Annotated in this window: 16 protein-coding genes; 13 read left to right on the top strand and 3 right to left on the bottom strand. The window is 53.3% G+C overall.

Translation table 11 applies throughout. The features are described from left to right. Positions 1-1367: 1367 nt before the first annotated feature. The 12 genes from FYC48_RS22380 (at position 1368) to FYC48_RS22325 (ending at position 18083) form a co-directional block, all read left to right on the top strand. Positions 1368-2438: a glycosyltransferase family 4 protein gene (locus FYC48_RS22380; protein ID WP_149499025.1), complete on the top strand. Its 1071-nt coding sequence runs from the start codon at positions 1368-1370 to the stop codon at positions 2436-2438. Beyond that, positions 2429-3208 carry a class I SAM-dependent methyltransferase gene (locus tag FYC48_RS22375; RefSeq protein WP_149499024.1) on the top strand — a complete coding sequence of 260 codons (780 nt, stop codon included), beginning with the start codon at positions 2429-2431 and terminating at the stop codon, positions 3206-3208. The genes FYC48_RS22380 and FYC48_RS22375 overlap by 10 nt, the downstream gene beginning before the upstream one ends. A gap of 205 nt (positions 3209-3413) precedes the next feature. Further along, positions 3414-4097 carry a hypothetical protein gene (locus FYC48_RS22370; protein ID WP_149499023.1) on the top strand — a complete coding sequence of 228 codons (684 nt, stop codon included), beginning with the start codon at positions 3414-3416 and terminating at the stop codon, positions 4095-4097. A 143-nt stretch (positions 4098-4240) separates the two neighbouring features. Continuing rightward, the gene (locus FYC48_RS22365; RefSeq protein WP_390622159.1) at positions 4241-5101 is read left to right on the top strand and encodes a sulfotransferase family protein; all 861 of its coding nucleotides are present in this window, start codon (positions 4241-4243) and stop codon (positions 5099-5101) included. Beyond that, positions 5094-6008, top strand: a complete 915-nt coding sequence (locus FYC48_RS22360) for a glycosyltransferase family 2 protein (protein ID WP_149499021.1) — start codon at positions 5094-5096, stop codon at positions 6006-6008. Before FYC48_RS22365 ends, FYC48_RS22360 begins: the two co-directional genes overlap by 8 nt. After that, complete coding sequence (locus FYC48_RS22355) at positions 6005-7069, top strand: glycosyltransferase family 2 protein (protein ID WP_160149713.1); 1065 nt, start codon at positions 6005-6007, stop codon at positions 7067-7069. The genes FYC48_RS22360 and FYC48_RS22355 overlap by 4 nt, the downstream gene beginning before the upstream one ends. Next, the gene (locus FYC48_RS22350; protein WP_149499019.1) at positions 7066-8415 is read left to right on the top strand and encodes an O-antigen ligase family protein; all 1350 of its coding nucleotides are present in this window, start codon (positions 7066-7068) and stop codon (positions 8413-8415) included. The genes FYC48_RS22355 and FYC48_RS22350 overlap by 4 nt, the downstream gene beginning before the upstream one ends. Positions 8416-8419: 4 nt before the next feature. Beyond that, on the top strand, positions 8420-9583 hold the full coding sequence (locus FYC48_RS22345) for a glycosyltransferase family 4 protein (RefSeq protein ID WP_149499018.1): 1164 nt from the start codon (positions 8420-8422) through the stop codon (positions 9581-9583). 290 nt (positions 9584-9873) lie between these two features. After that, positions 9874-11394, top strand: coding sequence for a hypothetical protein (locus tag FYC48_RS22340; RefSeq protein WP_149499017.1), 1521 nt, complete (start codon positions 9874-9876; stop codon positions 11392-11394). 519 nt (positions 11395-11913) lie between these two features. Further along, positions 11914-14292 carry a hypothetical protein gene (locus FYC48_RS22335; protein WP_149499016.1) on the top strand — a complete coding sequence of 793 codons (2379 nt, stop codon included), beginning with the start codon at positions 11914-11916 and terminating at the stop codon, positions 14290-14292. Positions 14293-14340: 48 nt separating this feature from the next. Further along, positions 14341-15549 carry a glycosyltransferase family 4 protein gene (locus FYC48_RS22330; RefSeq protein WP_149499015.1) on the top strand — a complete coding sequence of 403 codons (1209 nt, stop codon included), beginning with the start codon at positions 14341-14343 and terminating at the stop codon, positions 15547-15549. A gap of 1616 nt (positions 15550-17165) precedes the next feature. Beyond that, positions 17166-18083, top strand: coding sequence for a PEP-CTERM sorting domain-containing protein (locus FYC48_RS22325; protein WP_149499014.1), 918 nt, complete (start codon positions 17166-17168; stop codon positions 18081-18083). Between the two features lie 86 nt (positions 18084-18169). Here the strand turns inward: FYC48_RS22325 and FYC48_RS22320 are convergent, their stop codons facing one another. The 3 genes from FYC48_RS22320 to FYC48_RS22310 all read right to left on the bottom strand — a co-directional run bounded on the left by FYC48_RS22320 (position 18170) and on the right by FYC48_RS22310 (position 23110). Continuing rightward, positions 18170-19039: a class I SAM-dependent methyltransferase gene (locus FYC48_RS22320; RefSeq protein WP_160149712.1), complete on the bottom strand. Its 870-nt coding sequence runs from the start codon at positions 19037-19039 to the stop codon at positions 18170-18172. 128 nt (positions 19040-19167) lie between these two features. Further along, the gene (locus FYC48_RS22315) at positions 19168-20856 is read right to left on the bottom strand and encodes an FAD-binding oxidoreductase (RefSeq protein WP_149499012.1); all 1689 of its coding nucleotides are present in this window, start codon (positions 20854-20856) and stop codon (positions 19168-19170) included. Positions 20857-21613: 757 nt separating this feature from the next. Further along, complete coding sequence (locus FYC48_RS22310; protein WP_160149711.1) at positions 21614-23110, bottom strand: FAD-binding oxidoreductase; 1497 nt, start codon at positions 23108-23110, stop codon at positions 21614-21616. 675 nt (positions 23111-23785) lie between these two features. Between FYC48_RS22310 and FYC48_RS22305 the strand changes: the two genes are divergently transcribed. After that, positions 23786-25048 carry a glycosyltransferase family 4 protein gene (locus tag FYC48_RS22305; RefSeq protein ID WP_235034373.1) on the top strand — a complete coding sequence of 421 codons (1263 nt, stop codon included), beginning with the start codon at positions 23786-23788 and terminating at the stop codon, positions 25046-25048. Positions 25049-25294 lie beyond the last annotated feature (246 nt).

Here is a 25294-nt window from a genome sequence, read left to right as displayed (position 1 = left end):
GGGGGGGCGTGTTTCTGGATGCCACCAGATGTCTCGAAATATTCCTAAGGCATAACTACCTTCAGCGAAGTTCATCAAATCATTTTTTCTGCCGAACGTTGTTTGAAGATGTCGGTGGGTATGACGAGGAGTCTGGGCTGGCATCAGACTACCATTTCTTTCTGAGGTGCATGAAGGAAGGGGTTGTCTGGTGCCCTAGAACACTATTCAGAAAAAGAGTTCATCCGAATAATTCATGGGTGAATGACATAAGTGCCCTTAAGAATACTGTCGCGATTCAGGGGGATGCGCTTTCTGCCGCGTTTGGCGGAAGGCCGTCTGGGTGGCGAGGCAAAATTGCGGCTGATAACGCGAGGGAGTTCCGGTGGAAAGGCAATTTCCGCTTAAGCGCGAGATATGCCTGGGAGTCTTTGTTAGCAGGCGAGGCGAATGGGGCTCTGGAGTTGGCAAAAATACCTCTTAGTTTTTTGCGAAGGTTTGTGTTTAAGAATTAAAGGGGATGGCTCTGATTCTGTGTGGGCGAACAGGGATTGTAAGGTCTTGGTGGTGCATGTGCCTCAGATTGTCTTTGCTGACAGGCATTTCACATTTGCTGCGGTGGAGTAGGCCGCGTGGCCGAAAACTGGCGAATTTTACTAGAGTGGTACTAAGTGACTTTGGCGAAGAATCGCAGCCGCAAGGCCTTCGGTGATCGTGCTGTGGATGGATTCTTTAGCACTTCAAGATCTTGCTTGAGCCACCATTGCTGCAAGCATACCTTTCGTTTTTAGTGTTGGGTATCCGCTGGCCTCGTTACCGCACAAGGGGTTTGAGATCCGCTCTATGTAGGCCACGCAAACACGCTCCATGAGATGTTTTGGGTTTTTAGGTGATCCACTCGGCAGCGGCATCTGTTCCGCACGCATTGTTGAGTAGTATCCATTTGTGAGTGAAATCTGAGCAGTTGCGGATCGTCTTTTGGCTAATACTGATGGTATTCGATATATTGAAGTTCGCGTGGTGCCACTCTCGGGCAGTGGGGCTATCGAGGACCAATCGTAAATTGATTCGCTTGTGCATTGACTTTTTTGAGCAATCAGTGGAGCTAGATTTCCGGGCGTGAGACGCAACAGCTCGCTGCAATTCCATGCGTGAAGGATTGGAACGGCAACTTGATTCTGAACGCGTTTTCCTGGGGCAGTTCATAAGAAAACCGGTTTGCAATCCCAGCACGCTTGTTTCCTCGGCAATTTACGGCAAATGGAAGTGCGATTGCCCCCCCCTGTGAAGCAGTTAACTGATATTCCCAAAAAGAACTAAGCTTTCCGTAGTTGCTGGCTCAGTGCATCTGGAGAAGCTTAATGTGACTAATGAGAGAGTAGGCCAATATGCCCAGCGAATCAGCCGATTGCAATTTAGATGTCAAGACGATTTGGGTAACGCCGCTCTACAAGAATAATGAGTATCAGTATTTGTTTTATCGCGCCTTGGGGTTTTCCTCTGGTCAGGTGCGGAGTGGGCCAACAGCGACAAAAGAGTTTCTCAGGTGCGCAAAGCGGGGTGATACACTCCACATACACTGGCCCGAGGACTTATGGAAGGCTGCTCGGCGAATCGCAACGTTGCGTCGATTAATTGGCCTGTGGCAGCATCTGGTGGCATCGCGTGGTGCGGGTGTGAGAGTTGTTTGGACTATACACAACGAAGTTCGACACGAGGGTGTTGGTTTTGGTGATCGCTGGGGCTATCGAATTTTAGCCAGCGCATCTGACCTTGTTATTGTACACAGTGAATCTGCAAAACGCTTTGCTATTGGACTGGGCGGTGTGTCAAAAAATGTCGTGAAAATTGATCATGGTCTTTATCCTGAAGATGCGCCCGACAATGGTTTCTTTCGCAAGGCAGCGGCACCAAACGCCCCGACAGTGGGGTGCCTTGGGTTGATCCGTCGCTACAAGAACTACAGTTTGGTGGAGCGAGCTGTTGATCGTATGGAAGGGCCGGTGCGATGCTTGCTCGCCGGTAGTGTCGAAAACGAGCTTTCGGCATGGGCCGGACGCGTTGAACGAAAAGGGTGGACTGTGGTTGACCGGTTCCTTACTAAAGAGGAACTGTCCGCAGCGATGCTTGCTTGTGATGCAATTGCGATACCGTACAGTCGCATCACCACCAGTGGACTCTTGGCGATGGCTTGGTCTTACCGGCGCCCCGTCGTTACTCTTCCCCTTCCCTACTTCACGGACTATGCAAGGCGGTTCGGTGATGCCGTCATTACAGTTGCTGACGATGACTCGCCCGATGCCTATGCTGAGGCGCTGCAGCGATGCCTCGCAGTGGATCCATTAGAACGATCTGAAGCTTTTGATCGCGTTGCAAACGCCCTTGATTGGAGTCGTTGCGTCGCCCCTCTTCGTGAGCGCGAAGAGTTTAGAAATTTCGTAGATTCAGGATGCGCCTAGGCATCTTGGTTGGCGAACGACATATAGCCCATTTAAATACTGCAATGCCTTTGATTGAAAGAGTGCTTCACCGCTTATTCAGCCCGCAAACGGTACGTGCCATTCAGTTTGATCGCATGCGCGCCGCGACCCGGCGGCGCATCAAGCGGCAACCACTCCCCAGTCCACTCCCTGAGCATTTGCACCTCGGTTGCGGCCCGAGGCTCATTGAGGGATGGCTGAACGTCGATATAACCGGTAGCAATTTCGATCTTGACCTCGGAGATGGGAACCTGCCATTTCCCGACAGCTCGTTCACCGCGATTCTTTCGCAACACACGATCGAACATCTGCATTTAACGGAGGAGCTGCTGCCATTGCTACGGGAGTGCGAACGGGTTCTTCAACCAGGAGGGCAGCTTTGGCTGAGCTGTCCTGATATCCGGAAAATTTGCGTAAGCTATCTGGACCATAACTGCGAGGACCTGATTGACGCCCGCCAGAAACGGCATTCCGGTTGGAAGCAGGGAAGCGGGTGGACCCTCGATAAGGAAACAAAGCTTGAAAACACGCCAGGCTCGCACTTTGTTAATTCAGTCTTTTTTCAGGCTGGTGAGCATCGCAATCTTTTTGATTTTGAATTGTTGCGTTGGCTCCTTGATGTGGCGGGATTTCCCGCTGCGGAAAGGGCGAGTGAAGGCGAGCTGATGTCCCGCTTCGATGGAGTTCCGAGTCGCGGTGATGAGGAGCAAACGCTATACGTTCGCGCGACAAAATCATCGGTTAAGTAAAATGAAAACCGCGTACGTTCTTGTTGACCCGACTGGTGGACGGCTTACCTCCATGGCGGCCGTGTCGATTGCTTCGCTTAGGGATCTTCATCCTGATTGGCCAGTCCAGGTGTGCGTTGACCAGGATAGCGAAGCCACTGTCAGCAGCTCCCTATCGCATCTCGACGTCGATGTGAGAGTTATCCCATGCGAACAAACGCAGGATATGCACAAGAGCCGGGAAATTAAGACAAGCCTGATCAAGCGTCTCACGCGGCCGTTCCTTTTTCTCGATATCGACACTCTGGTGCTAAGAGACCTAAGTCTCTTGGTCGGGTTACCCGGCGAATTCCTCATCGCACCTGACTCCAATCAGCGAAAACGTCGCATTCGAGATAAGCCAGAGCTTGAAGAGTGGTTTCGCCTTCGGGGATGGCCCGTCGCGGACATGGTAGCGGTTAACAGCGGTGTTTGGATCGCAAGGAAAGCAGACTCGGTTGATCGTCTAGGCGAGCTTTGGCCGAAGCTTTGGCGTGAAGGGATCACCGATAACCCTATGGACCAGCCCAGTTTGTGGACTGCGGTAGTGCAATCAAACGTAGACTTAAATTTAATTCCCGATCGCTACAATGCGCTTGTGCTTCGTGATCCAAAGCTTATGCGAACTGCCCATGTCGCTCATTTTATTCGGTCTCTCGCCCTCGGTGGGTCTCTGCTTGATGACGCGGTCGAATCCTATCGGGCAACAGGTGTGTACCCACGCCAATTGATTCAGGCGGCGATTCGGCGGTCTGATCCTTGGCGTCAGAACGCTGAACCTTGGATGTACTGGAAAAGCGGGCATTTCACAAAAGCTGCAATTGAGAAAGGCCGGCGCATGCTCCGGTTAAGAGCCAATGCCATCACTTGATTCCAAATCGTCCATTTAGCACCTATCAGCTTCGCTCATCATCGAACATGCCTACTGGTCTCCCAACCTTTTTAATCATTGGCTCAGCTAAGTGCGCAACTTCCTCCTTGCATTATTATTTGAACCAGCATCCCGACATAAAGATGTCATCGAAAAAGGAGTGTCATTACTTCTGCTTTCAGGACATAGATACATCGCTCTATGAGAAACGCTACTGGCCGGTAGCAACGCTCGAAGATTACCGAGCTCAATTCGAACCAATTGGAGATGAAAACGCTCTCGGTGAATCTTCTCCAATGTACATGTACTACCCGGGGGTTGCGGAGCGCATCGACAGCATCCTCCCAGACGTAAAGCTTCTCGCGGTGCTTCGCAATCCGATCGATCGCGCATACTCCGCTTATGTCCATGCGGTTCGCGACGAACTTGAGCCCCTCTCGTTCGAAGACGCGTTAAGGGCGGAACCGCAGCGGGTGGCAAGAGGAAGTATCACACCACTCCAAGCGTATTCAGAATGCGGGCAGTACTTTGAGAAGCTGACCCCGTTTTTTGAACGGTTTTCGCAAGACCAAATTTATGTAATTGATTTTGATGATTTTCGTACTAATCCCAGTTTAGTCCTGCGACAGGTTTGTAATTTTCTTTCAGTTGACCCAGGATTTCAGTTCGATGTAAAGCCGCGATTGAATCGATCAGGGGTACCGCGCAAGCGATGGATTCACCGTCTTGCGCTCTACGCTAGCCGGGATGGATTTCCGTTTCAGTTCGTTAAACGACCATTCACGAACTCCGCATGGGTGCGATTAGTCAAGGGGGTTGAATACTGGAATTACAGGCACCTTAAAATCACGGCTGAAGAACGAGAAGCTGCTTCGCATTATTACATCGAAGATACTCGGAAGCTTTCCGAGCTATTAGGAAGAAACTATTCGCGACAATGGGGGATCCCGGTTTCGGATGCCGGCCTTCGCGTAAACCGCGTCAACGAAATCGCCAATGGATAGGGTAAACGGAAGAACCTCGGTCGTTATCCCGTGCTATCGAGATGATCGATTTCTCGCCGCCGCGATTGATTCGGTCTGCCAGCAGACTAAGAAGGCTCGGGAAATTATAGTTGTTGATGATGGGTCTCCAGTGCCGTTAAGCAAAATAGAACCTATTTCCGGGCAGAGCTTGGTCTGGGTTCGAACGGACAACCGAGGGCTTGGCGCGGCTCGCAATCGAGGCATCAGTGAGGCGAGCGGCGAATTTGTCGCTTTTCTGGATGCAGATGATATTTGGTTGCCTGAAAAAATTCAGCTGCAAGAGCAACTTCTCGATCGCTGCCCGGAAGCCGTCGCGTGCTATACGCACTGCGTTGACGAACCTGGCTTTTTCAAGTTTGGCCCATATCCACGAGGTGACTTGCCTCGTGGTCTCCTAGCGCACCTGCTTTGGCATGGGCAATTTTACCCACCGTCGTCTTTGATGGTGCGAAAGCATGTCATGGACCAACTAAAGGGGTTTCGGGAAGGACTTGCCAATGGCGAGGACCTGGACTTGAATTTTCGACTGTTAAAGAAAGGGGAAATACTTGGGTGCACAGAGCCGCTCTTGAAGTACCGTGTTCACGACGGTCAGATAACACGGTCATCGGTTAAGAAAATACTCGGCCAGAAAGTAGCAAGGCAACATATCATAAAGGAATGCGCTGACGTCCTTCGCGAGGCAGGTATCGAACCCGGGCAACACTGGGATGCCTACCGGGAGAAGGTCGTAAACGTTTTCTATCGTCGGCACTTCTCCGAGGCGCGGCCAATGCTCTGGGACTACTGGAAGGACCACCCACGCGACTGGAGGGTGCTGTTGTACACCATTGCCACCTTTGCCCCCCCTCGATGGGTTTCGGCAATGCGAGGGGAGATCTCATGAATCTCGCCATCGTTCTGGTTAACTACAATGGTATGGATGATACGGTTGAGTGCGTGCAGTCTTTGCTGGGGCTGCGCTCGGAAAATGTCAATGTGTCGATCGTGATTGTCGACAATGCTTCTATCGACGAGCAAGCGCTGCAGCTTGCGTCTCAGTTCCCAACGTTGGATGTCCTGTATTCAGACAAGAATAGCGGTTGGTCCGGCGGGAACAATATCGGAATCTGCTGGGCGTTAGGACTCCCTCTTCCTGAAGGCGTTAGTAATGCAGGCCATAGTAAAGGCACTGGCCTTAGCGTCCCCGCTGATGCAGTATTGCTCTTAAATAATGACACGGTGGTCAACCCCGACCTTGCTGAGTGCTTGGCTGATGCTTTACTGGATGGTTGGGATGTCGTTGGTCCTGTTATCAACGATTATGACCGAAGAGGCAACGTGCAAACTGAGGCCACGCGCTTCAACCAGCCGATAGATGAAGCGTTCTTTGAGCCTGTGCACGTAGATCTTGACTCGGGTTCGATAGTGCCGACTGACATCGTGAATGGGTGCGCGGTCGCAATCAAATCGCAAGTGTTTCATAGGGTTGGCTTAATAGATGATCGTTTCTTTTTGATTTGTGAGGAGTCTGACTTTTGTCTGCGTGCACAAACTGAGGGGTTCAGCCTCGGAATCATACCTCGGGCACTTGTTTTTCATAAGCACAGTGTGAGCTTCGGTAGGGCGGGGAAGCCTCTGCAGCGATACTACGGCATGCGGAATCTCTGGCTGTTGCTGATGCGGCATGCGGGAGTGAATGGGCGTCGTGGGAAAACCCAGACTGCTATTCGGTATCTCCGATACGTATACCATATCTATTGCCATGAACGCGAGCTAGGCAACTTACCAGGTGCAGCAGCAGTAGCGCAAGGTTTAACTGACGCTCTGGCTGGTCGTTTTGGTGCACGGGCTATTGCGCCAACGATCTGCTCTCGATTAGTAGATCAGTTGTTTTCCGTGGTTCATCGATCACGTGTCGCTGGTGTCTTGAGAAAAGTTTCCGCCCGGGAGGAGGTGACCAAATGACGCCAGGGATAGTACTTCTACTGTTGATTTGGGCCGCGATAGTTGCCACGGCATTTCGCCGCCCTTGGATTGGCGTAGTGGGGTACGCGGGCTTCGCCGTGCTCTGTCCAACATGGAATTGGCGGTGGGGCCTGCCGGACTTGGACTATCAAAAATTTTTAGCCGGGGCAACGCTTATTGGGTGGTTGCTAGCGGGGTTGCGGCGGCAGCCTCTTGAGCGGAATGGAACACGTTCGCTCATCGCAATCGGAGCATACAGTATCCTGACGTTCGCCAGCCTGATGCAGTCTATCAACCCCGAAAAGAGTTCAGTGTTTTGGGATATTAGTTGGAAGATTGTCCTTATGGCAATGGTGGCTACCTTTCTTCTTGACACCCCTCGAAAGGTCGCAACCCTGGTTTGGGTGCTCGTTCTCTGCCAGGGGTGGAATGCGTTTAATATTAACCAGCTATATCTAATTCGCGGTGGCATTAACACCAACTATTTCCGATGGAATTATCTTGACAATAACACCTACTCAATATCGACAATTCCGATTATGGCATTGTCTTTTGCTCTCCTAGTCAATTCCACAAAAAAGTGGCAGGTTGCGCTAGCGGGATTCATTCTTGTAATGCAGATGCACCAGCTGATGTTTTTAAATTCTCGTGGGACAATGTTGGGGGGGATCCTACTTGGGGTGCTCGGGGTGCTCTATATGACGAAGAGCCGTCGGGCTATTTCGATCGTCTTTGCCGGGACTCTTGCGGCCGTTGTCCTGGCAGGCCCTTCGGTCGTCAAGGAGTTTATGTCAACTTTCGAGTCATCGGAGAATCGTGATTCATCAGCAGAAAGTCGGTTTTACATTTGGAAGGCTGGTGCGAAGATAATGGCAGCCTATCCGGCTCTTGGTGTCGGGCCTTGGGCAGGTGAAGTCATGGTTCCCCAGTATTACGATGGGCCGCTCAAGCCAGGTACGAAGCGGAAGGCACTTCACAATTTATTTTTTGAGGTCGGCACGGGGTCAGGTATTCCGGCCGTGCTATTTTATCTGGGATTTTTCTGGTTGCCGTGGTTCCAACACTGGCGATTGCGGCGGCAGGTATCACGTGAATTTCCGGATTGGATGAATGTAGCAAACCTCGCAACGTTGTGTGGGATTCCTGGGTACTGGCTTTCTAGTATGTTTTCCAGCGGAGCATTAATTGAAGCTCCGTATCTATTGGTCACAATCTCGATCGGGTCACTCGCGGTGTATTCCTCGAGGGCGAGTGCGTCGGTAGCGGTAATGCGACCTGCTGCAGCGATGGAGACCTCTTCAGTACCATTGATTCCGGTAGGGGCTAAGAGCTCCGAGGTGAATTAGAATCATGGAGATTTTGTTCGTTAAGCAATCGCTTGAGTGGCCGCGCCGTAGTGGCCATGATGTTCATTGCTACCATATGATGCGCGAGCTAAATAGGCTTGGGTGTCGAATTCATTTTTTGTCGGCAGTTCGCCCTTCTTTAACTGCCATTGAAGGTGTTGATCCAGTGGCAATTGCGACCTTTGATGATCTTCCTGTGGCGCCGTTGCAGCGGCGTATGTCACGGATGCAGGGGAAGTTCGTTAGTTATTGGGGGATGGACCCCTCGCGAATCGGGAAGGTTGGCAGGTATGTTGACGAGCATGAAATCGATGCGGTTTTCGTTGTTGGGTTAGATGTGCTTCCGTATTTGTCGGATGTTCGTGGTGCCGTGAAGGTTTGGTATGCGGCGGATGAATGGTTTTTGCATCACTGGTCGCAAGTACGTATTTTCGAGATAGCATCTTATGGAGAAATTCGGCAAGCATTAGTCAAGGGGGTGTACGAGAGAGTTTTTGCGTCCGTCGTAGATCGAGCCATTATGGTTTCAGAGGTCGACGCTCGCTGGGTGAGGCGTTTGATGCCAGGAGTTGAAGCAGACGTCATTCCCAATGGTGTTGATGCAGAGCATTTCGTCGCTATGCCCAGCGCCATTAAGCGTTCAGACCTTGTTTTCTGGGGGCGGCTCGACTTTGGCCCAAACTTGGATGCAATTCGATGGTTTTCAGAAAATGTTTGGAAGGAACTTTGCGAGCGAGTAGAAGGGGTGACCTGGACGGTGTATGGATTTGGTGCTGACCGCAGGGTTCGCGATTTGGCTAAGCTCCATGGATTTTCCTTGACGGAAGATTTGCCTGATCTTCGAGGCGAGATCGCTGCTCACCGTGTAGCGATCCTTCCAATGGTCAGTGGGGCGGGGATAAAGAACAAATTTCTTGAAGCCGCCGCAATGGGAATGCCTATTGTCGCTTCCAAGCGAAGTCTTAATGGGGTTGAGCTGTTCGGAAGAGAGCCTTGTGAAGTTGCAGGCACTGCGCGCGAATGGATCGACAGGGTAGCCAATCTGCTTGGCAACTCAAGCCGGAGAGACACGCTTGCAGTAAATGCCCGGGACTGGGCAGTGAATCACTATGGTTGGCAGAGGGTCGGAGTTGCCGCCCTGGAGGGCGTCAGGTCGTCCTTGTCTTGATCTTGCAGCGGTGCGAGACGCTCGCCGTGGTAACCGGTAAGCCAGGCTGCATTGTAAACTGCGATGCGATCGCGGCGGCCACTGAAACGCGTACCACATCAAGGACGCAGTAGGAGTTGTGAGGGAACGCGGCGACTTGGGCCATTGGGCCAGCGGACGTTCTCGCGGATCAGGTTGGCAAAGGTATCGTGAGGATCCGCATGCTCCCGCCCATATACCTCGCCGCTAAAGTTGTGGTGCCATCGCTGTTTGTCATGCAATGCCTGAAGAATCTTAACTGGGAGAATGTAATGACTAAAAAACTGATGCGGGCCCCGCGGTTCCTTCGCCTGGCGTTGCTCATTTTTGCCTTCGCTTCTAGCCACGCAAACGCCCAGCGCGCTTCTCATAAAGATGCCCTGCTTCTTCAGCTCGAGGCGGCGAAGCAGCAACTGGAAGTGCTGGGGGATCGTCACCCATCCAGGGGCCGTGTTGAGCGATCAGTGAGAGACCTGCAGTTAAAGGTTAACGCGATGTCCGGAAGGCAGCTTCCCGCAACAATCGACCGAGGAGAGCAGCAAGGAGTCGATAGATCGGAATCGATCTCCCCGAGTGAAGAGCACGTCTTGCAAGAAGTGGGTCGCCAAAGCTTGGCCGTGGAAGAGCGGTCGCCCGGCGTTCGCTCCACGCCTCTCGATCCAAAGACTGTCGCCGAAGCATCAAAGGTTTTTGCTTCCAAAAGAACATTGAGGCCCAAAGACCTCAAGTTTTATGGTGGCTACCGGATTCCTGCCGCATGGATTGGGAACAAGTCAACGGCGTTCAGTCGCGGCGGGCTAACCGGACGATGGAATGAAAGCGGCGAGCTGCAGCTCTTTCTCGCTCACCACGCTACAGCTAACGCGGTTGCAGAGTTAACTGCGCCCGCAGACCTGGGCGAGGGAACTGATGCAAATCGCTGGCCAGAAGCCATTCACGTACGCAACCTCACGGGCGTGTACGATGAACTGCGGGAATTGGATGGCCGCTGCCAGGTCCATGGCGTCCATGTCGAGCCGGATAGAAACCGCCTGTGGGTGTCGGGCAGAAGTATCTATAATACGACTTACAACAAGCATAATTGGCTGGTTGGCATTACGTTGGCACCAACACCTCAAGTCGAGCGCGCAGTAAATCCCCAAGTCCCGATGCAGCCTTTCGGCGGCGGCTTCGTGGATATCCCAAGGTCATTCTCACCATTAGTTGGCGGGAATGTAATCGGGCTAGCCAAAGGCGGCTACGAATCCGGGCAGGGGTCGGCGACGTCCCCGACTCTTGCGGCATTCGGATCGGCCCCAACGAAAGTCCTGATGTACTGTAAATGGCAAGCCCCGGCTGAGCTGCGGGAGAAACGCGATAGCAACTACAGGGTGCGGAGCCTCGCGTGGCAGCCTGAGCCTGCAAATGGTACTGGCTATTGGGGGGTCGATCGGGTGATGGATACCGCCTGGATTGACAACGACGAGTTAAGTGCATTTATCGCGATCGTGCTTCAGCCTGCTGGAGATGTGGTGTACCGCCTGCAAGGCGATGTGTTTTGCAAAGACGTGCAGTATGTCGTATATGTCTACCCGACAAGTTGGCTGGTCGACGTTGCAGCTGGGAAGCGGTCGCCTGACTCGCTTCGGGGCCAACGGTTTTCGTTTGAGGAGCTTAGAGTGATTGGTGGCCGGCCAAAGGGAGTTTGGTATGACAAGGAAAAAAACCAGCTTCATATAGTCATGACGCAGGCGTGGCGAATGCATAGCGAAAAAGGAGTAGCAGTCGCAGTGTATGATATTTTGCGCAACTAGAGATAAAGCAGTATCGGTGACGGCATCGCTTGCTTGGTCGCCAGCCTTCCCGTTATTGCAAAGACGTCGCTGCGTTTACAGCGAGGGCACCAAGTCACATGATGCCGCCTAGAGCCTGTCCGGAAACTGCGGTTTTCTGAAAGCCTGATAGTCGCCACTTTCCATGCACTGCAATTCTCGGCACAGCGGAGCGAGAGATGGTAGATGGTAGCCGAAATCGATACCCGAGCCACCCTGCAGATCAGCGTTGAGGAATCGTCTGCGAGCTGATATCGAAACTTGCAAGAGTCGTAAGGGCGGTCACCCGCGGAGTATTGAGATGCTTGGAGTTCTTAGCACGATCCTATGTCAATGCCCAAGCTTTTTTCTCTAGATCCACCCAGGAAGTGAGTCCGCGAACCTGCTGACGATACGTAAGTTGGTTTGATGCGGCGCTCATAAAGTAAAGAATTTAATGTTGCAACGCAGAGCCCGTACCTACTGATAATGCCTGACAAGTCGACGAATGAGCAACATCACGTGTGGTCAATCTCACTGCACCCCCAAGAGCTTGGCTGTGAGCTTCATGCCCAACTGACCGATAGATTGCGAAAGGTCATTTTCTCGCTTCCAATAACGGTCTGCGACACCGAGGGCTGGGGAGTGATCGTTCCGTCCAACGCGGAGGATGTGTTTGACTTGCGTTTCAAGGCTAGGGAGCGTTCCGGCCGGCATATTGCGTCGAAAGCCATGGAAAAACTGCGCGGTAAGTTGCGAGTTTGCGAGCAACCCGGCTCTGGTGTGCTCGAGTTCGAGCTCTCGCTGACAAACACTTGTGCCGCATCTCACCCTGGGGGGACGTGGGGGCTTGGTAATGGTGGTGCAGTTTGGGTGCAGCGTTTCACGCCATCTTTCTGCGTCGATAGTTGCAAGCATGCAATGCCAGAAAAGCTTGCAGCACGATTGATTTTGACGGATGAATCTAGGGACGAGGTAGTTGGAGCCACCGATGGGATCGCTGTCACCCAGTTATCAAGCGGTGGCGAGAATTGGGATGGTCCAATTCACCAGGCCCCCAACGGTCAATCGCTGGTTCGCGAGAGGGGCTATGTCGTGTCTTCGCGGAACGGTGAGTTTGCAGAAATACGGGAATCGGCAGGGCGAGCGTTCCCCATAATGCAACTTTCGGATGATCAACAGTGCATGTCAGTTGCGGTAGAGCATTTCTGGGCGAACTTTCCTATCGGGCTTGCAGCTGATGGCGATAAGGTAAAGGTCGAATTGTTTTCCAGCGCCGGTGCGGGGCCCGTCGAACTTCAAGGTGGAGAGCAAAAAACTTTCCGGATAGCGATTGCGTGGGAGCCTTGCGCCGTGCAAGCATCTGTGAAAACGGATTCGCTGAAGAGTTGGATGCGCCGGTCGAGTCCAGCTCCGCCAGTTGATTCCGTGGATGCCGAGCAACTTCCTCCCCTTTTGGTCCCCGGTTCGGGGAATGATCGACCAATAGATTCCTTGCAGGCAAAGTATCGGGATTTGGTTCAGCAGGCGATTGAAGGTGACGATTCGTTCTGGAAAAAATCTGAGTCAATTGACCAATTCGGTTGGCGTAACTTTGGCGACTTGTATGGAGACCACGAGGCAGTTTTCCACCAAGGTGAGCACAGGCTCGTTTCTCATTACAATAATCAATATGACTGCACTTTAGGCTTCTTGACACAGTATCTATTAAGCGGCGATGAGCGGTGGTGGGATTGGGGAATCGCATCGGCTGATCACGCTTGGGATATCGACACATATCATACAAGTGAGGACAAACTTGTCTATAACGGAGGGCTTTTCTGGCACACCTATCACTACGCGGATGCTGGGCTAGCTAATCACCGTAGCTACCCTGCAGGTCTATCAGCCAAAGACGTCTTTTCGGATGGCAAGGACCTGTGTGATTTAGGGGAGACTGGCGAGAGACTGACTCAGAACTACTTAGTCGGCGGTGGGCCGGCGGCGTCACACAATTACTCGACCGGTTGGATGTATGCCTATTATCTGACGGGTCGTGAGATGTATCGTGATGCAGCCGTCAATGCGGCCGACTACGTAATGCGAATCGAAGACGGGAAAAAGACACCGTTCTGTTTTCTTTCACTCGCTGACACGGGGCACTCCACCTGCAGTAGCGAAGGGTATTTTGGTCCCGGCAGGGCATCGGCCAATTCGACTCACGCTCTTTTGACTGGCCACGAGCTGACTCAGGATCGAAGGTACCTTACCCGCGCCGAGTCGCTGATGCGTCGAACTGTGCATCCCAATCAGGACTTGCAGCAGCTTGATTTGCTAAATGCGGAACTGCGTTGGTTCTATACGATGTACCTGCAGGCCCTCTCGCGATATGTCGACTACAAATGCAAGTTGAAAGAGTTTGACGAGTCATTTCGATACGGTGTAGCGTCACTACTGCTATACGCCAACTGGATGGCTGAAAACGAATGTCCAACTTTGTCTAAAGCCGATGAGTTGCAGTATCCGACCGAAACATGGGCGGCGCAGGACATGCGGAAGTGGCAGGTGCTTGAACACTCTGCAAGGTACGAGCTCGATCCGGTCCGTCGAGAACGGCTTCAAGTGCGAGCCGAGTTTTTCTTTCGGTACGTGGTGAATTATCTTAGCGAGTCGCCAACTAAATCACTTTGCCGCCCGGTGGTGCTGATGATGAATTTCGGCTGGCAGAGAGAATGGTATTTGAACCACCGAAATGAACTGGCTTACACAGTTCCTATTAATGACGATTTTGGCGAACCGACGCGGTTCGTCCCGCAGCGAGCGATTGCCGTGCGACGATTCAAAGCTCTGGCATTTACTGGGGCTTTAGCAACCTTGGTAATGGGCATCGCTTTGATCGGTTGGTTCGTCGCACCTGTGTGAGCTCCTGCGTGGCGTCTTCTGTTTATTCACTCGCTCCCCATACCATGCATGAAGATACTTGCAGTCACGAGCGAACTCCCGTGGCCGCTCAACAGCGGTGGACATCTACGTAGCTACCATTTGCTGAATTCGATTGCGCGTTTCGCTGAAATTCAGTTAGTTTGTCCGGGTTTTAATAATCCCGGCTTAGTCGACTCACTCCCCGGCGGCACTCGTTTTAGCGTGTTCCAGGAGGATGTGGGGGTGAGGACTGCAGTAGGAGAGTTTCGGCGTGCAGCAAGGGCCCAGTTGTTGTGTGAACCGTATTCGATGTATCGTCGCCATTATTGGCCGGAGGTAGGCGACCGTCTTAAGGAGGCCGCTATCCAAAGTGCTCCAGACGTACTTTGGTTAGATCATATCGACAGCTTTCAGTATCGATGTTTTCTGGATCGCCAGAAACACAGGGTAACGGTAGTCGACATGCACAACATTTATTCACTGATTTTATTACGTCTGGCCAGAGAGACGGAAAATCGTGTAAAGCGACAGTTGCTTTGCCTCGAGGCTCGCAGGATGGAACGGATAGAGCAGCAAGTCTGCCGGGAGGCTGATGTGATCCTTGCGGTCTCTAAGGTTGAAGCTGATCATTTTGAATCACTTGGTGCAGATTGCGTCATCGTCGCTCCCAATGGGGCTGATTGCGACGCGGTAAGCTTTTCGTCGCATCCGAGGCACAAGAACCGGATCCTTTTTCTGGGGGCAATGGGATGGCATCCCAATTTCTCAGCCGCCATGTTCCTTGCTCGAGAAGTGCTCCCTGCCGTTCGAACCGAAATTCCGGATGCAGAACTGTTCCTGGTTGGACGCGATCCTCCGAGTGAGTTAGCTGCGCTCGATGGCAAATCTGGCGTTACGGTGACTGGAATGGTTCCCGAGGTGATGCCGTATCTGTCTTCTTCAGCTGTTTTTGCGGTGCCATTAGATTCGGGCGGGGGAACTCGCCTAAAAATTCTCGAAGCATTTGCGGCGGGAATCCCGGTTGTGAGCACGCAGGTTGGGGTAGAGGGGATTGAAGCCGTCGATCAAGAGCACTTAATCGTTTCGGAGCGAGCTGATTTTGCCGCGACAATCAAGCAAATGTTGCGGCGAGCAAACCACGACTACATGGTCAGGGCTGCACGAAAATTGGTCGAGCAGCGATATTCTTGGGATTCAATCGGTAGCATGATCCACGGATCGTTGATCGCAGCTGTAGACAGGATACGCAATCAGTGATTGACCGGGAGAATTGTCATTGTCAAAGGTCAATCGCTTCACCACCGAGCTAGTAATGTGATTTTGACAGGTTGTCAGTGGCATCGCGAGAGATGGCGTCGTGCATCGTTGGCCAGCTTGACGACTCCTAATGGGCGATCGAATCGTTTGATGGCTCGCTCTGAATTTGCAGCTGTTCCGTAAGATTTAAGCGATTTTTGGTGAAGGGAATTGCCGGGGTGGCTGCCTTGCTGGGCGTTATTTTGTCGTGATTGTTCGTGTCTTTATTGGTTGGGTACTGCAGTGGACCAGAGCATCTCTGGTATCGGCTATGCGATTTCGTTCGTCAACAGCATTGTTTGCGAATGTGGTCATTCGCCGTAATCGCTAAGTCTACGGCTAGGCGATGCTCCAGTACTTCAATAATTGGGAAATTCGCCATGAAGAACGGAATGGCTGTGCCGGAAGCAGAGTTATCGTTATCAAGTTCAAGTGCGATCGGGCTTCCTTCTGAGGAATCTTCTGAGGAATGTTGTTCTCTGGCTGCCTGGCGCCGCTCCTGCCCTGCATTCCCACTTGCCTGCAAGCTATGCCTGCTGACTCTGCAGGGAATGCTTGGGATGCCGCATCACGCACAATGTGGTGGGAGGATTGCCCAGGAGTTCCTTGTGGGAGGTAAGAGGGTGCTCGTGCGGTACTGTCAGTCCGATTCCATCGGCTTGGTTTGCAATCTTCTGGGCATACGGCGTACACTATTTTGGTGGACGGAGCAGCGGCTCCGGAGTGCTGGGAAGGATTCGTCAGATAACTCGGGTAGTGCTAACAGTGTTTTTCAAGCGGTTTGCCCTTGCACTTTTGCATGGCCTCATCCGTGTGGAATTTATCGGTGTGATAAGTACAGCGCCTCCGGGCATGCTGGCACGCTCACTCGCGGTCTTTATCGTTGATACGGGGTTGGCCCGTTCGTTCACCCTCCCAGGGTCTGCCACGCGACCCTGCGTAGAATGGCTGCGACCCGCCCAGCTGTTGGTTGGGCTGCGAACCCGGCTTCGGTACCTTCGTCTCAGCTCAGAGAACAGCTACTTGCCGGATTGCTCATTCGTGCGAAATTCCGAGTGTCAGCCTCATTGATCTTCCAAAGCGTTTTCGAAAAGGTCAAGGGTGTGTGTATCGTGCAGTCTGTGGCTTGACACCCCCTCGCTGTTTTTGTAGACTACCGATATGTTCACTAGAGTCAGAGTTATAGCTGCCGCGATAATCGTCTCGTTTTCAGTTCAAGGGGCTGATGGCGGGGTGATGGTATGTTCCTCTGCGAGTGAGTTACAGAGTGGTGTTGTCGAGAGTATTGCGGCGGACGCGGACGGCGAGGCTCGCTACGAACGTCTTGCAGACGCTTCTGGTTTATTTTGTGTCGATTTAGTCGGCCAAAGTGCGTCTACAAGCTTGGTCGCGGCCGACTTGACTAGCCTAGTCGAGACGGTGAAGCGCCAGCCCACTTCCCTCGCCTCGTCGCAAAACTCGATGCTCCCAGCATCTCCATGCGATGAGGGGCCGTTCAAACCTGTGTAGTGCCTTTAGTTGTTTTCAATAGAGGATAATTGCTACGATGAATTGTTTGAACTTTAAAGGTTAATTTTATGCTACGTTGCACTTTGGCTATCTGTGCACTGTTGATTGGCAGTGTCACGCATGCTGGTTTCTTGGGTACTTTTTTGACACCAAATGGGACCGTCGACCAAATCCGAACAAACACTACCCCAGTTGGGCGGGCTTCGCTAAGTGGTGGTGATTTCACTCCGAGTGTTGGTGAGCAAGTGTTCGGCTTTATCGCTTCGGACACGGCTCAGAATGACGTCAACCTCACTTCGCCCTTTAATCCCGGCGCACCCGTTGCTGGAGGGGGGGTCGAGAACGCGCTCACGGGCGGTGACGTCGCGGTTGCTGTGTTCGCCGGTGAGCTAGTTGATTTGGGAGGTGGGTTGCTTGGTCTTGACTCCTCAACGTTTGGCTTGGCGGATGTGCTCGGCGCCGAGTTCGCCGCTCAGCTAGCTATCGCCCCTGATGCACTGGTTGCTGTCTTTACTGGCAACTATGATGGTGGTGTCAATGCGATGGTAAGTGGTTCGGGAGGAGATTTGATTACGGCAGGCGGTAGTAACGATATTGCGACGGCTATCAATGGCGCAGACTTTGATTTGGAGTTTCTAGCCGGGATTGGTCGAGCAGGTAATTTCTTCTCGTCAACCAGCCTCACTGGATTGCTTTCACAGCAACGAGCTGGGCTGGACGTTCTGGCTTCGTTCAACGGTTTGGCGTACAAGGATGTACCGGCGAGCCCGTTGCCCGATACGCTTCCCCCACCTATCGTGCCTGCTCAAGTAGCACTGGACAACACGTTTGTTTCTGCGAATCCAAGCCTTACCGGTGGATTTAATCTTTCCACTACAGCCAGTGATTTGCGGATCAACACGGTGCCAGAGCCTGCGTCCCTGGCAATTTTCGCTGGGATTGCGATCGCTGGATTCGGACGCCGTAAGCGTGGCCGTTCTTGCTAAGCGGTAAACGTTAGCTTGCTGTAAAACAGCGTTGGCGGTACGGATTCATTTGAATCCGTATCGCCATTTTTTGTTGGGCAAATCAGTTAACGTGTTTTCACTCGCCTGGGCGCCTTTGAGAGGATATTGCTCAAACGCAAGTCACGTTTGTAATTCTTGCCAGCAGCATCGGCCAGCCAATTGGGAGAGCGTCTTACGAAGGCATTGACTTCGCTCATGTTGCCCAAAAGTAATTGAACGGTGGGGACCAAACTTTGTCGCTGATGATACCAAGTGCGAGTTGGCTGATTCGGAATTGCTGAAGCTAATTCTGTTTCTGTCCATGCTGCACGCATCGAGTTACAGAAGTCGTTATAAAACATTGGCGGATAATCTTCCCCAAGTGTTTTTGTGTAAAGCTCGGTGATCCTTTCTGTTTTGAGCCTCACTAAATCGGAGAGTACACAAATTCCCGTCGCTGAAGAAAGTCTTTCCATCTCGCAAATTAACTCACGCACGACCTTCAGATTTGGCAGGTGGTGAGCCGCATCATTACAGGTCACAACGTCAAAGCTGTTTGATTCGAAAGGGACATCCGTAGCATTTGCTTTAACGAACTTGACGCGCGTTCCCATTTCCGCCTGATCAATTCGCTTTCTCGCATTCTCAAGCATTCTGTCGGACCGATCTACGCCGATGACTTCATCGAAATTAAAGTACTTGGCAAGCATCAATGTGAAGTGCCCAGGTCCGCAACAAAGATCGATAGCACGCCCACCAGAGGACTTCGTTTTCATTCTGTGCACTCGGTCTAATACTGCCGCGTAGACGATTGCTAATTTGCTTTTGTCCGCATCCTCGTATTGCGCAACACTCTCCGGTGAATCCATGACTTCCGGTTCGGGGGTCCGTTTGAGCGTCTGGCGGTAAAAGGCTTGCCCAAACGCGACCGGAAGGAGACTGAGGGGGTTTAGCATCGGTTTAGCTATGGTGAAATACGGGAGACGTTTGTCGTTTGCTGTTATCGTCCTTAATTTCATAATCACTCCACCGATCGGAGTAGCAGGTCAACGCTACCATCAGTGAAGCGATCGAGGATTTTCGTTTAGTAGCGACTCGGGGAGATGATGTTGTACGGATCGAGCCTATCCTTGATTGCGTTGTGAAGTACCGTGGCTGGAAGGTCGGTCAGTGGGTTCGGGCGTTTTGCCAGCGTAATCGTCGGTAAACGATACGGGACGCATCCGAGCCGCTTGGCTCGCTCGCACAGCGAATCGTAGCACGCGTGCGCTCGCGCGACGGCAGACGAATCGTTGCGATCAAAGAGTATTGGCACAGTCGAATCAAAGTGGCAACTGGATAGGCTCGTCAATGTTATTAACGGTTCAATTCCGTGTTCAACGCACGTGGATTCGACCATTTTGATGTATGCATCGACCACGTTTTGATCGATCGGAATCAGCGGGCTGTACCAGATTAAACCGCAACCATCCTTTGCCGGATCCATAGCCGTCTTTTCCGCTGGTTCGTCTCCTGTGAGCCAATAGGCTAGTGGCAACGCGATACGGCGCGGACGGCCTTCAGCCAAATCGATGAAAGCATCGATCGACGCAAGCTGCTGGCGATAGCTTTGTCTAGAAACTGGCAAGACAGATGTTGCCCGTTTCGCCATCGCGATTCGCTTGCGATTCATAAAAATGGGCCGCGAGCAGCTTCTGGGAAGTCGTTTTCTAATCTCCCGCCGCGTGTTGCGTGCGAACCCATTCACACTATGAATGACTCCTGCCACGGTCCACCGAGTGATTCCTGCACGCGACGTGTATTCCTTCAGGAGGTCGTCCGGGATCGTCGAGTTGCTCCCAACTGTTCCTTTCGGGTAGGGCCTCGACATCGAAAGCACCCGCCGTTCATTCATCAGGTTGACACCGGTAACAACGCCATCCAAGGAACGAAGGATGCTGCCGAGATGTTCAACGAACTCGGCCAAGTTGTTGTCATCGGGAATACGAATGAAAAATGCCTCTACATGCTCCGGACGTTCTTTGAGGATGAACGTCGCATCAGTCACAACGCCAAAATTTCCCTGGCTAAAAATGCCGTCGAGGTAGGCCCCGATTTGCCAACGATGCGCCGCGGCGATGACATCAGCCTCCATCGATCGAAACGCAGATTCGTAGATCGTGCCGTCCGCTAAAATCGCCTTCAGCGACGTTAACGCTAAGAAGTGGTCAGTCGTCGGCGTTAACCCGTACCCGCGCTCAAGTGCGTTTCCCAGCAGCGAGCAGTCTGGTCCGCCTCCGTGGACCGGCACCATCCAATTCAGATTACGGGCGTTCAAATAGTTGTAGAGCAAGCCCTGGGTCACCCCGGGTTCCACGCGAATCAACCCATGTTTCTCGTCAACGAAATGGATCGTATTGAGATCGGAGAGATCGACGACGGCGCAGCCAGAAACAACTGGACTCGCCGCACCGTAGCCCCAATTTCGTCCTGTACTGGTTGGATAAATCGGGGTTCGAAAACGCGAGGCAATTTCAACCAGAGGCTGAACCTGTCTTGATTCAGTTGGGCGAAGGATCGCGATCGGAACGACGTCGCTTCCAACCGCATTGGCGCTGCGGCGATGGAGTTCGGCTTGTTCGGTAATGACTCGATCGTTTCCAAGCAACGCCTTCCACGCCGAAATCGCATCGTTCATTCGTCCGTTGCTCCCGTCGGCACGATGCGGAGTTCTCACCCCTTGAACGATACCAGGAGTGAACGAGCTGGTCGTCAAGTTCAAGTCGGCAGGCATTCCGGTGGCCGTTGGTTAATAGCTGATACGTTCCGACCGCGTAAGGGCCGGTCACCGCGACGGTACGGCTGAACTCGTCATCGGCATTTCTACAGAATGAAGACGAAGGCATTGGGGAATTCAAAGCGATTTCGAAGACTTTGCCGCCTACCACCCGCACTACCAGGCACCAGCGTCACAACTGGTCCAAGCCGCAGAGCCCAGGTTCGTAATGTTGAATCAGCGAAATGCGTTAACGACTTTGTGACTTGACTTAGAGTTGCAATTCAGCACTGCGCGGATTTCATGAAGACAAACCTGTACTGCAGGAGACGCATCTAGCGGCCCCAATGCATGTTAAGTCTGCGTCGAACCAAACGAAAGGAAGGTGCTTCTCCACGACCGACTCCCGACGCACGTCGGCTGGGAGCGATGGAAGCCTATCAAGGAAATCTACAGGAGCAATGCGTTCGATCTGGTGATGGAGCACCCGTCGGACCTTTCTTAGTCATTGGTCGGGTTTGCTGCGGTAAGTGCGGGCAAGGTGACTTAGCAAAGTACGTCGATTGTGTTGATTCGTTCTGCTGCACCTCCCCTATGATCTAGTTCGCTGAACCGTTCTGCAAATCGTTTTTAACCCGTTGGTCGTATTGCTTGCCCCTAAACCCAATCGCCAGTATCTATCGCGCGCCCCTCTGTGCCCTCAACGTTAAGCAATTTAACGGTTGTCTCACGTATGTCGGCACAGAGGGGGGGCTCGGCAAAACCGAATCTCCATTCACCGCTCGGCGACACTCGATTTTCGATAACTCGGATAGCCTGCTCTCCTGAAGGCCTGCTTCAGTTTCCGGCTGCACTCCCCGGCGGCTCTTGCTTGGCGCTCGTTTTGCTTGTCGAAGGAGAGGTTGGTGATGCAGACGGCAAAGCGGGGGACGACGGGCGAGATTGTGATGGGGAAGTCGAATCCATGTTCGTTCGCGATTGGCTCCATCGTCTCAACTAGCTTCAACGCGTCTTCGCCTCGGCAGGGGATCACCGGAGCCGTCCAGATCAGTCCCGCGTCGGTCACTTCGCCGGAATCGGGACGGTTGCGGTAGAACGCGCCTTCCAAATGGTTGGCGTTGGGCACACCGCATAGCAAATCGTTCACGTCGCTGATCGTGTGAACGAAGTTCTTGAATCGATTCACGATTCTCCAATCGGGCGCCCTCGTCGACGCCGTCTTTAGCAAGCTGACCTGCCACTGCTTGAAGAAGCGTACTTTGCAGTGTTTGCCCAACGTTCGCTTGATCTCATCACGCTTGGCGTCGACTAAATACCGAGGCCCATACAGGCCGCCCAGTCCGTTCCAGCGACCGATCTTTAGTTCCTTGCGGATCCGTTGTCGCTGATCGTCGGTCAGTGGTCCATCGCTCGACTGGATCGTCTGCATGATCGGCTGCGACGATGCGACTCTTAAATCGTTGGCAAGGTGAACGACGCTGTCGATCACACCGGCTTGTCGCAGACGACCGATGCAGTCCACGATCTCGCTGAAGGTCGCGTCGTCATCGGTCTTGAACCCGAACCCATCGATCGCTTCGGGGCGAGGCATCAACCAGATCGTCATCCGAGTGACGATCCCGTTCTGGCTTTGTGGCATTAACCCCTGGATATTCGGCCCCAGCCCATACGGATAGACATGACCGACTGGGCTAGCATCGATGTCGCCAAACCCAGTGTGCGTTAAATCGCCATTGGGTAGTACGACCTGGTAATTGCACGATTGCGAGAAGCGGTCACCGTAGGGCGTGTGCCCGAATCCTCGCTGCAGGATGTTGCCGACGATGCTGGCGTCCGGGCCTGCCCCGGTCACATCGAGCATCAAACGCGAGCCGCGTTTGAGCAGCTCGCCAGCGAGTTGTCCTTGCGAGACGCCGGGCTCGATCACCGCGTAGGCGAGTTCTTCATTGATCTCGACGATCCGGTTCATCCGCCCCAGATCGATCAGCACCTGGCCATCGGTTGCGGCACAGCGATCGCCATACCCCCAATTTTTGCCCCGACTGAAACAGTGCCAGTGGACGCCGAATTCGCCTAGCTTCCGTACAATTCGCTGGACTTGATCGGCAGATTCGGGACGCACAATGGCCGCCGAGAAAGTTGACGTGGGAAGTGTCGTCTTGCTGTACTCGCGGCGAACCGCCGTGTCGTCCCAGAAGTTCGCGTCTCCGACAATCGATTGCAATGCCGAACGCAAGGTCGGTCGAAGTCGGTCGGAGACAGGTGTAGGCATGGGGACTCTTGTGTCGAGATGCCCCGTGATATGACTGAATAGATCGGAAGTGGTTGCCATTGCGCCGCCGTTGGTGTGAAGGCCTGTGCCGGTACCAAAATGGGGCCCAAGAGCACAATGGCGACATCCGCCTCCTTCATAGGCGTTTGATGGCGATCAGGGGGCGATCATCGCTTCAGCCATGATGCAAGCGTTGGGCCGAACCATGGGCACACCTGTATTTAGGTTAGAAATCTGCGGGAAGTTGCCAAACGGGGCAGTTTTTCGTCGCAAGTCGGCGACCGGGCAGGATGGTTGGGCGAAGAGCAAGCAGGCTGGATGGAAACCGTCGGGGGAGAGGAGAGTTGCTAGTTGCTAGTTGCTAGTTGCTAGTTGGGAGAAGGAAGAAGGAAGAAGGAAGGCATTGATGGGGGGCGAGGATTCGAAGAGCGGTACGCTCTCCGGGGTAACGGAACGCGCAGGGCGTTTCGGTGGGGAATCCGTGCTCACCGAAAGCCTCGGCGGCTTCCGCGACGGGAGGTGGATCTGGTGTCGGGGGATTGCTGATTTTGCGGACATCGGGATCGTTGGGCGGAATACAATTGTCCCCCGTTGGGATAGGCTGACGACGATCGCGGGCGCCGATGACGCGGCTTCGATGGATGCAATGCTTGATGGTGACTACAGGAGTCGAACGTGAGTTTTCAGATGCGGCCGCTGGTGCTTCACACCCGTGTGATCAGTGGACAGGGCGGTGGGCCGGAAAAGACAATCCTTAATTCGCCGCGATTTCTCGATGACTTGGGTTTCGATTCCCAGTGCGTCTACCTGCGTCACCCCGGTGATGTTGGGTTCGAGATTATTCGTCAGCGTGCCCAGCAAAAACGGGCCCCGCTGGTCGAAGTCGATGACTTCGGGATCAAGGATTTCGGAGTTGTTAAACGGATGCGTCAGGCGGTGGAACGTCTGCTGGAGACCAGAGAGAGCCAGGCGAGAACGGTGGGCGGCGAAGTGTCTTCGCGCGAACAATCAGGGGCTCCCGAAACCTTTGAAGCTGAACTCGCCACGCATCCTTCACCACTCGCCACTTCTGCTTCGTCTCGTCTGATCTGGCACGGGCATGACTACAAGTCGAATCTGATCGGCTTGCTATTGCGAAAGCACTTTCCGGAGATGCGACTGGCGACGACGGTCCACGGATGGGTACAAAAGACTTGGAAGACGCCGCTGTACTATGCGATCGATCGATGGTGCCTCTCACGATACGAGCAAGTGGTCTGCGTCTCGCGTGACCTTTTCGAAGACTGCCAGCGACTGGGGGTCGAACCGTCGCGATTGTCGTTGATCGACAACGCCATCGCGCTCGATGATTATGACTTCGACCTTCCGTCGGCAGAGGCAAAGACGCAACTGGGGCTACCTACATCGATCCAGTTGGTTGCCGCAGTTGGAAGGCTGTCCGATGAAAAAGGTTTCGACTTGCTCATCGAAGCGACCGTCGATTTGATCCGCCAAGGACGCGACGTGGGCTTGGTCATCGCCGGCGACGGGGCATTCCGTGCCGCCTTGCAATCTCAGATTGACGCGAGCGGATTCGGCGATCGGATCAAGTTGCTCGGTTTCGTCGCCGACCCGCGCGTTGTTTACCGGGCGGCCGATCTGTACGTGTTGAGTAGCTACCGTGAAGGGCTGCCCAACGTGGTGCTCGAAGCGATGGCCATGAACGTCCCGGTTGTCTCGACGAACATTGCTGGGATGCCGGATTTGATTGACGACGGAGAAAACGGCGTGATGATCGATGTCGGCCGAGCGGACGCAATCCAAGACGCGGTCCGTTCGCTGCTCGACGCCCCCGAAAAGCGAGCGCGGTTGGCCGAGGCGGGACGGAAGACGGTGGAGGAGCGGTTTAGTTTCCGTCGACGAATGGAAAGGATGGTGGAGGTTTACGGATGGGAGTGAGTGGCTAGTGGCTAGATGCGAGCGGCTAGAAAGTTGGGCCGAAGAGCGATCGCTCGCGGTTGGGTGGGAATGGCGAACAAGGATGTAGGAACCGCACGCTAGCGCGTCGCGGCTGATGGGGGGCCAGGGGAAGAGAGTGGCTAGTGGCTAGATGCTAAGCAGTTGAACACGAAAGATTCGGCTTAAGTCATTTCACTCTCCCACTGGGCATTGGTATCTACACAAGTTTTAGCTTTTCGTAGACTG

Origin of the sequence: Roseiconus lacunae, from assembly GCF_008312935.1 — a bacterium.
GTDB classification, from domain to species: domain Bacteria; phylum Planctomycetota; class Planctomycetia; order Pirellulales; family Pirellulaceae; genus Stieleria; species Stieleria lacunae.
The sequence above is the reverse complement of the archived record's forward strand: the minus strand, read 5'-3'. Positions and strand labels throughout refer to the sequence as shown.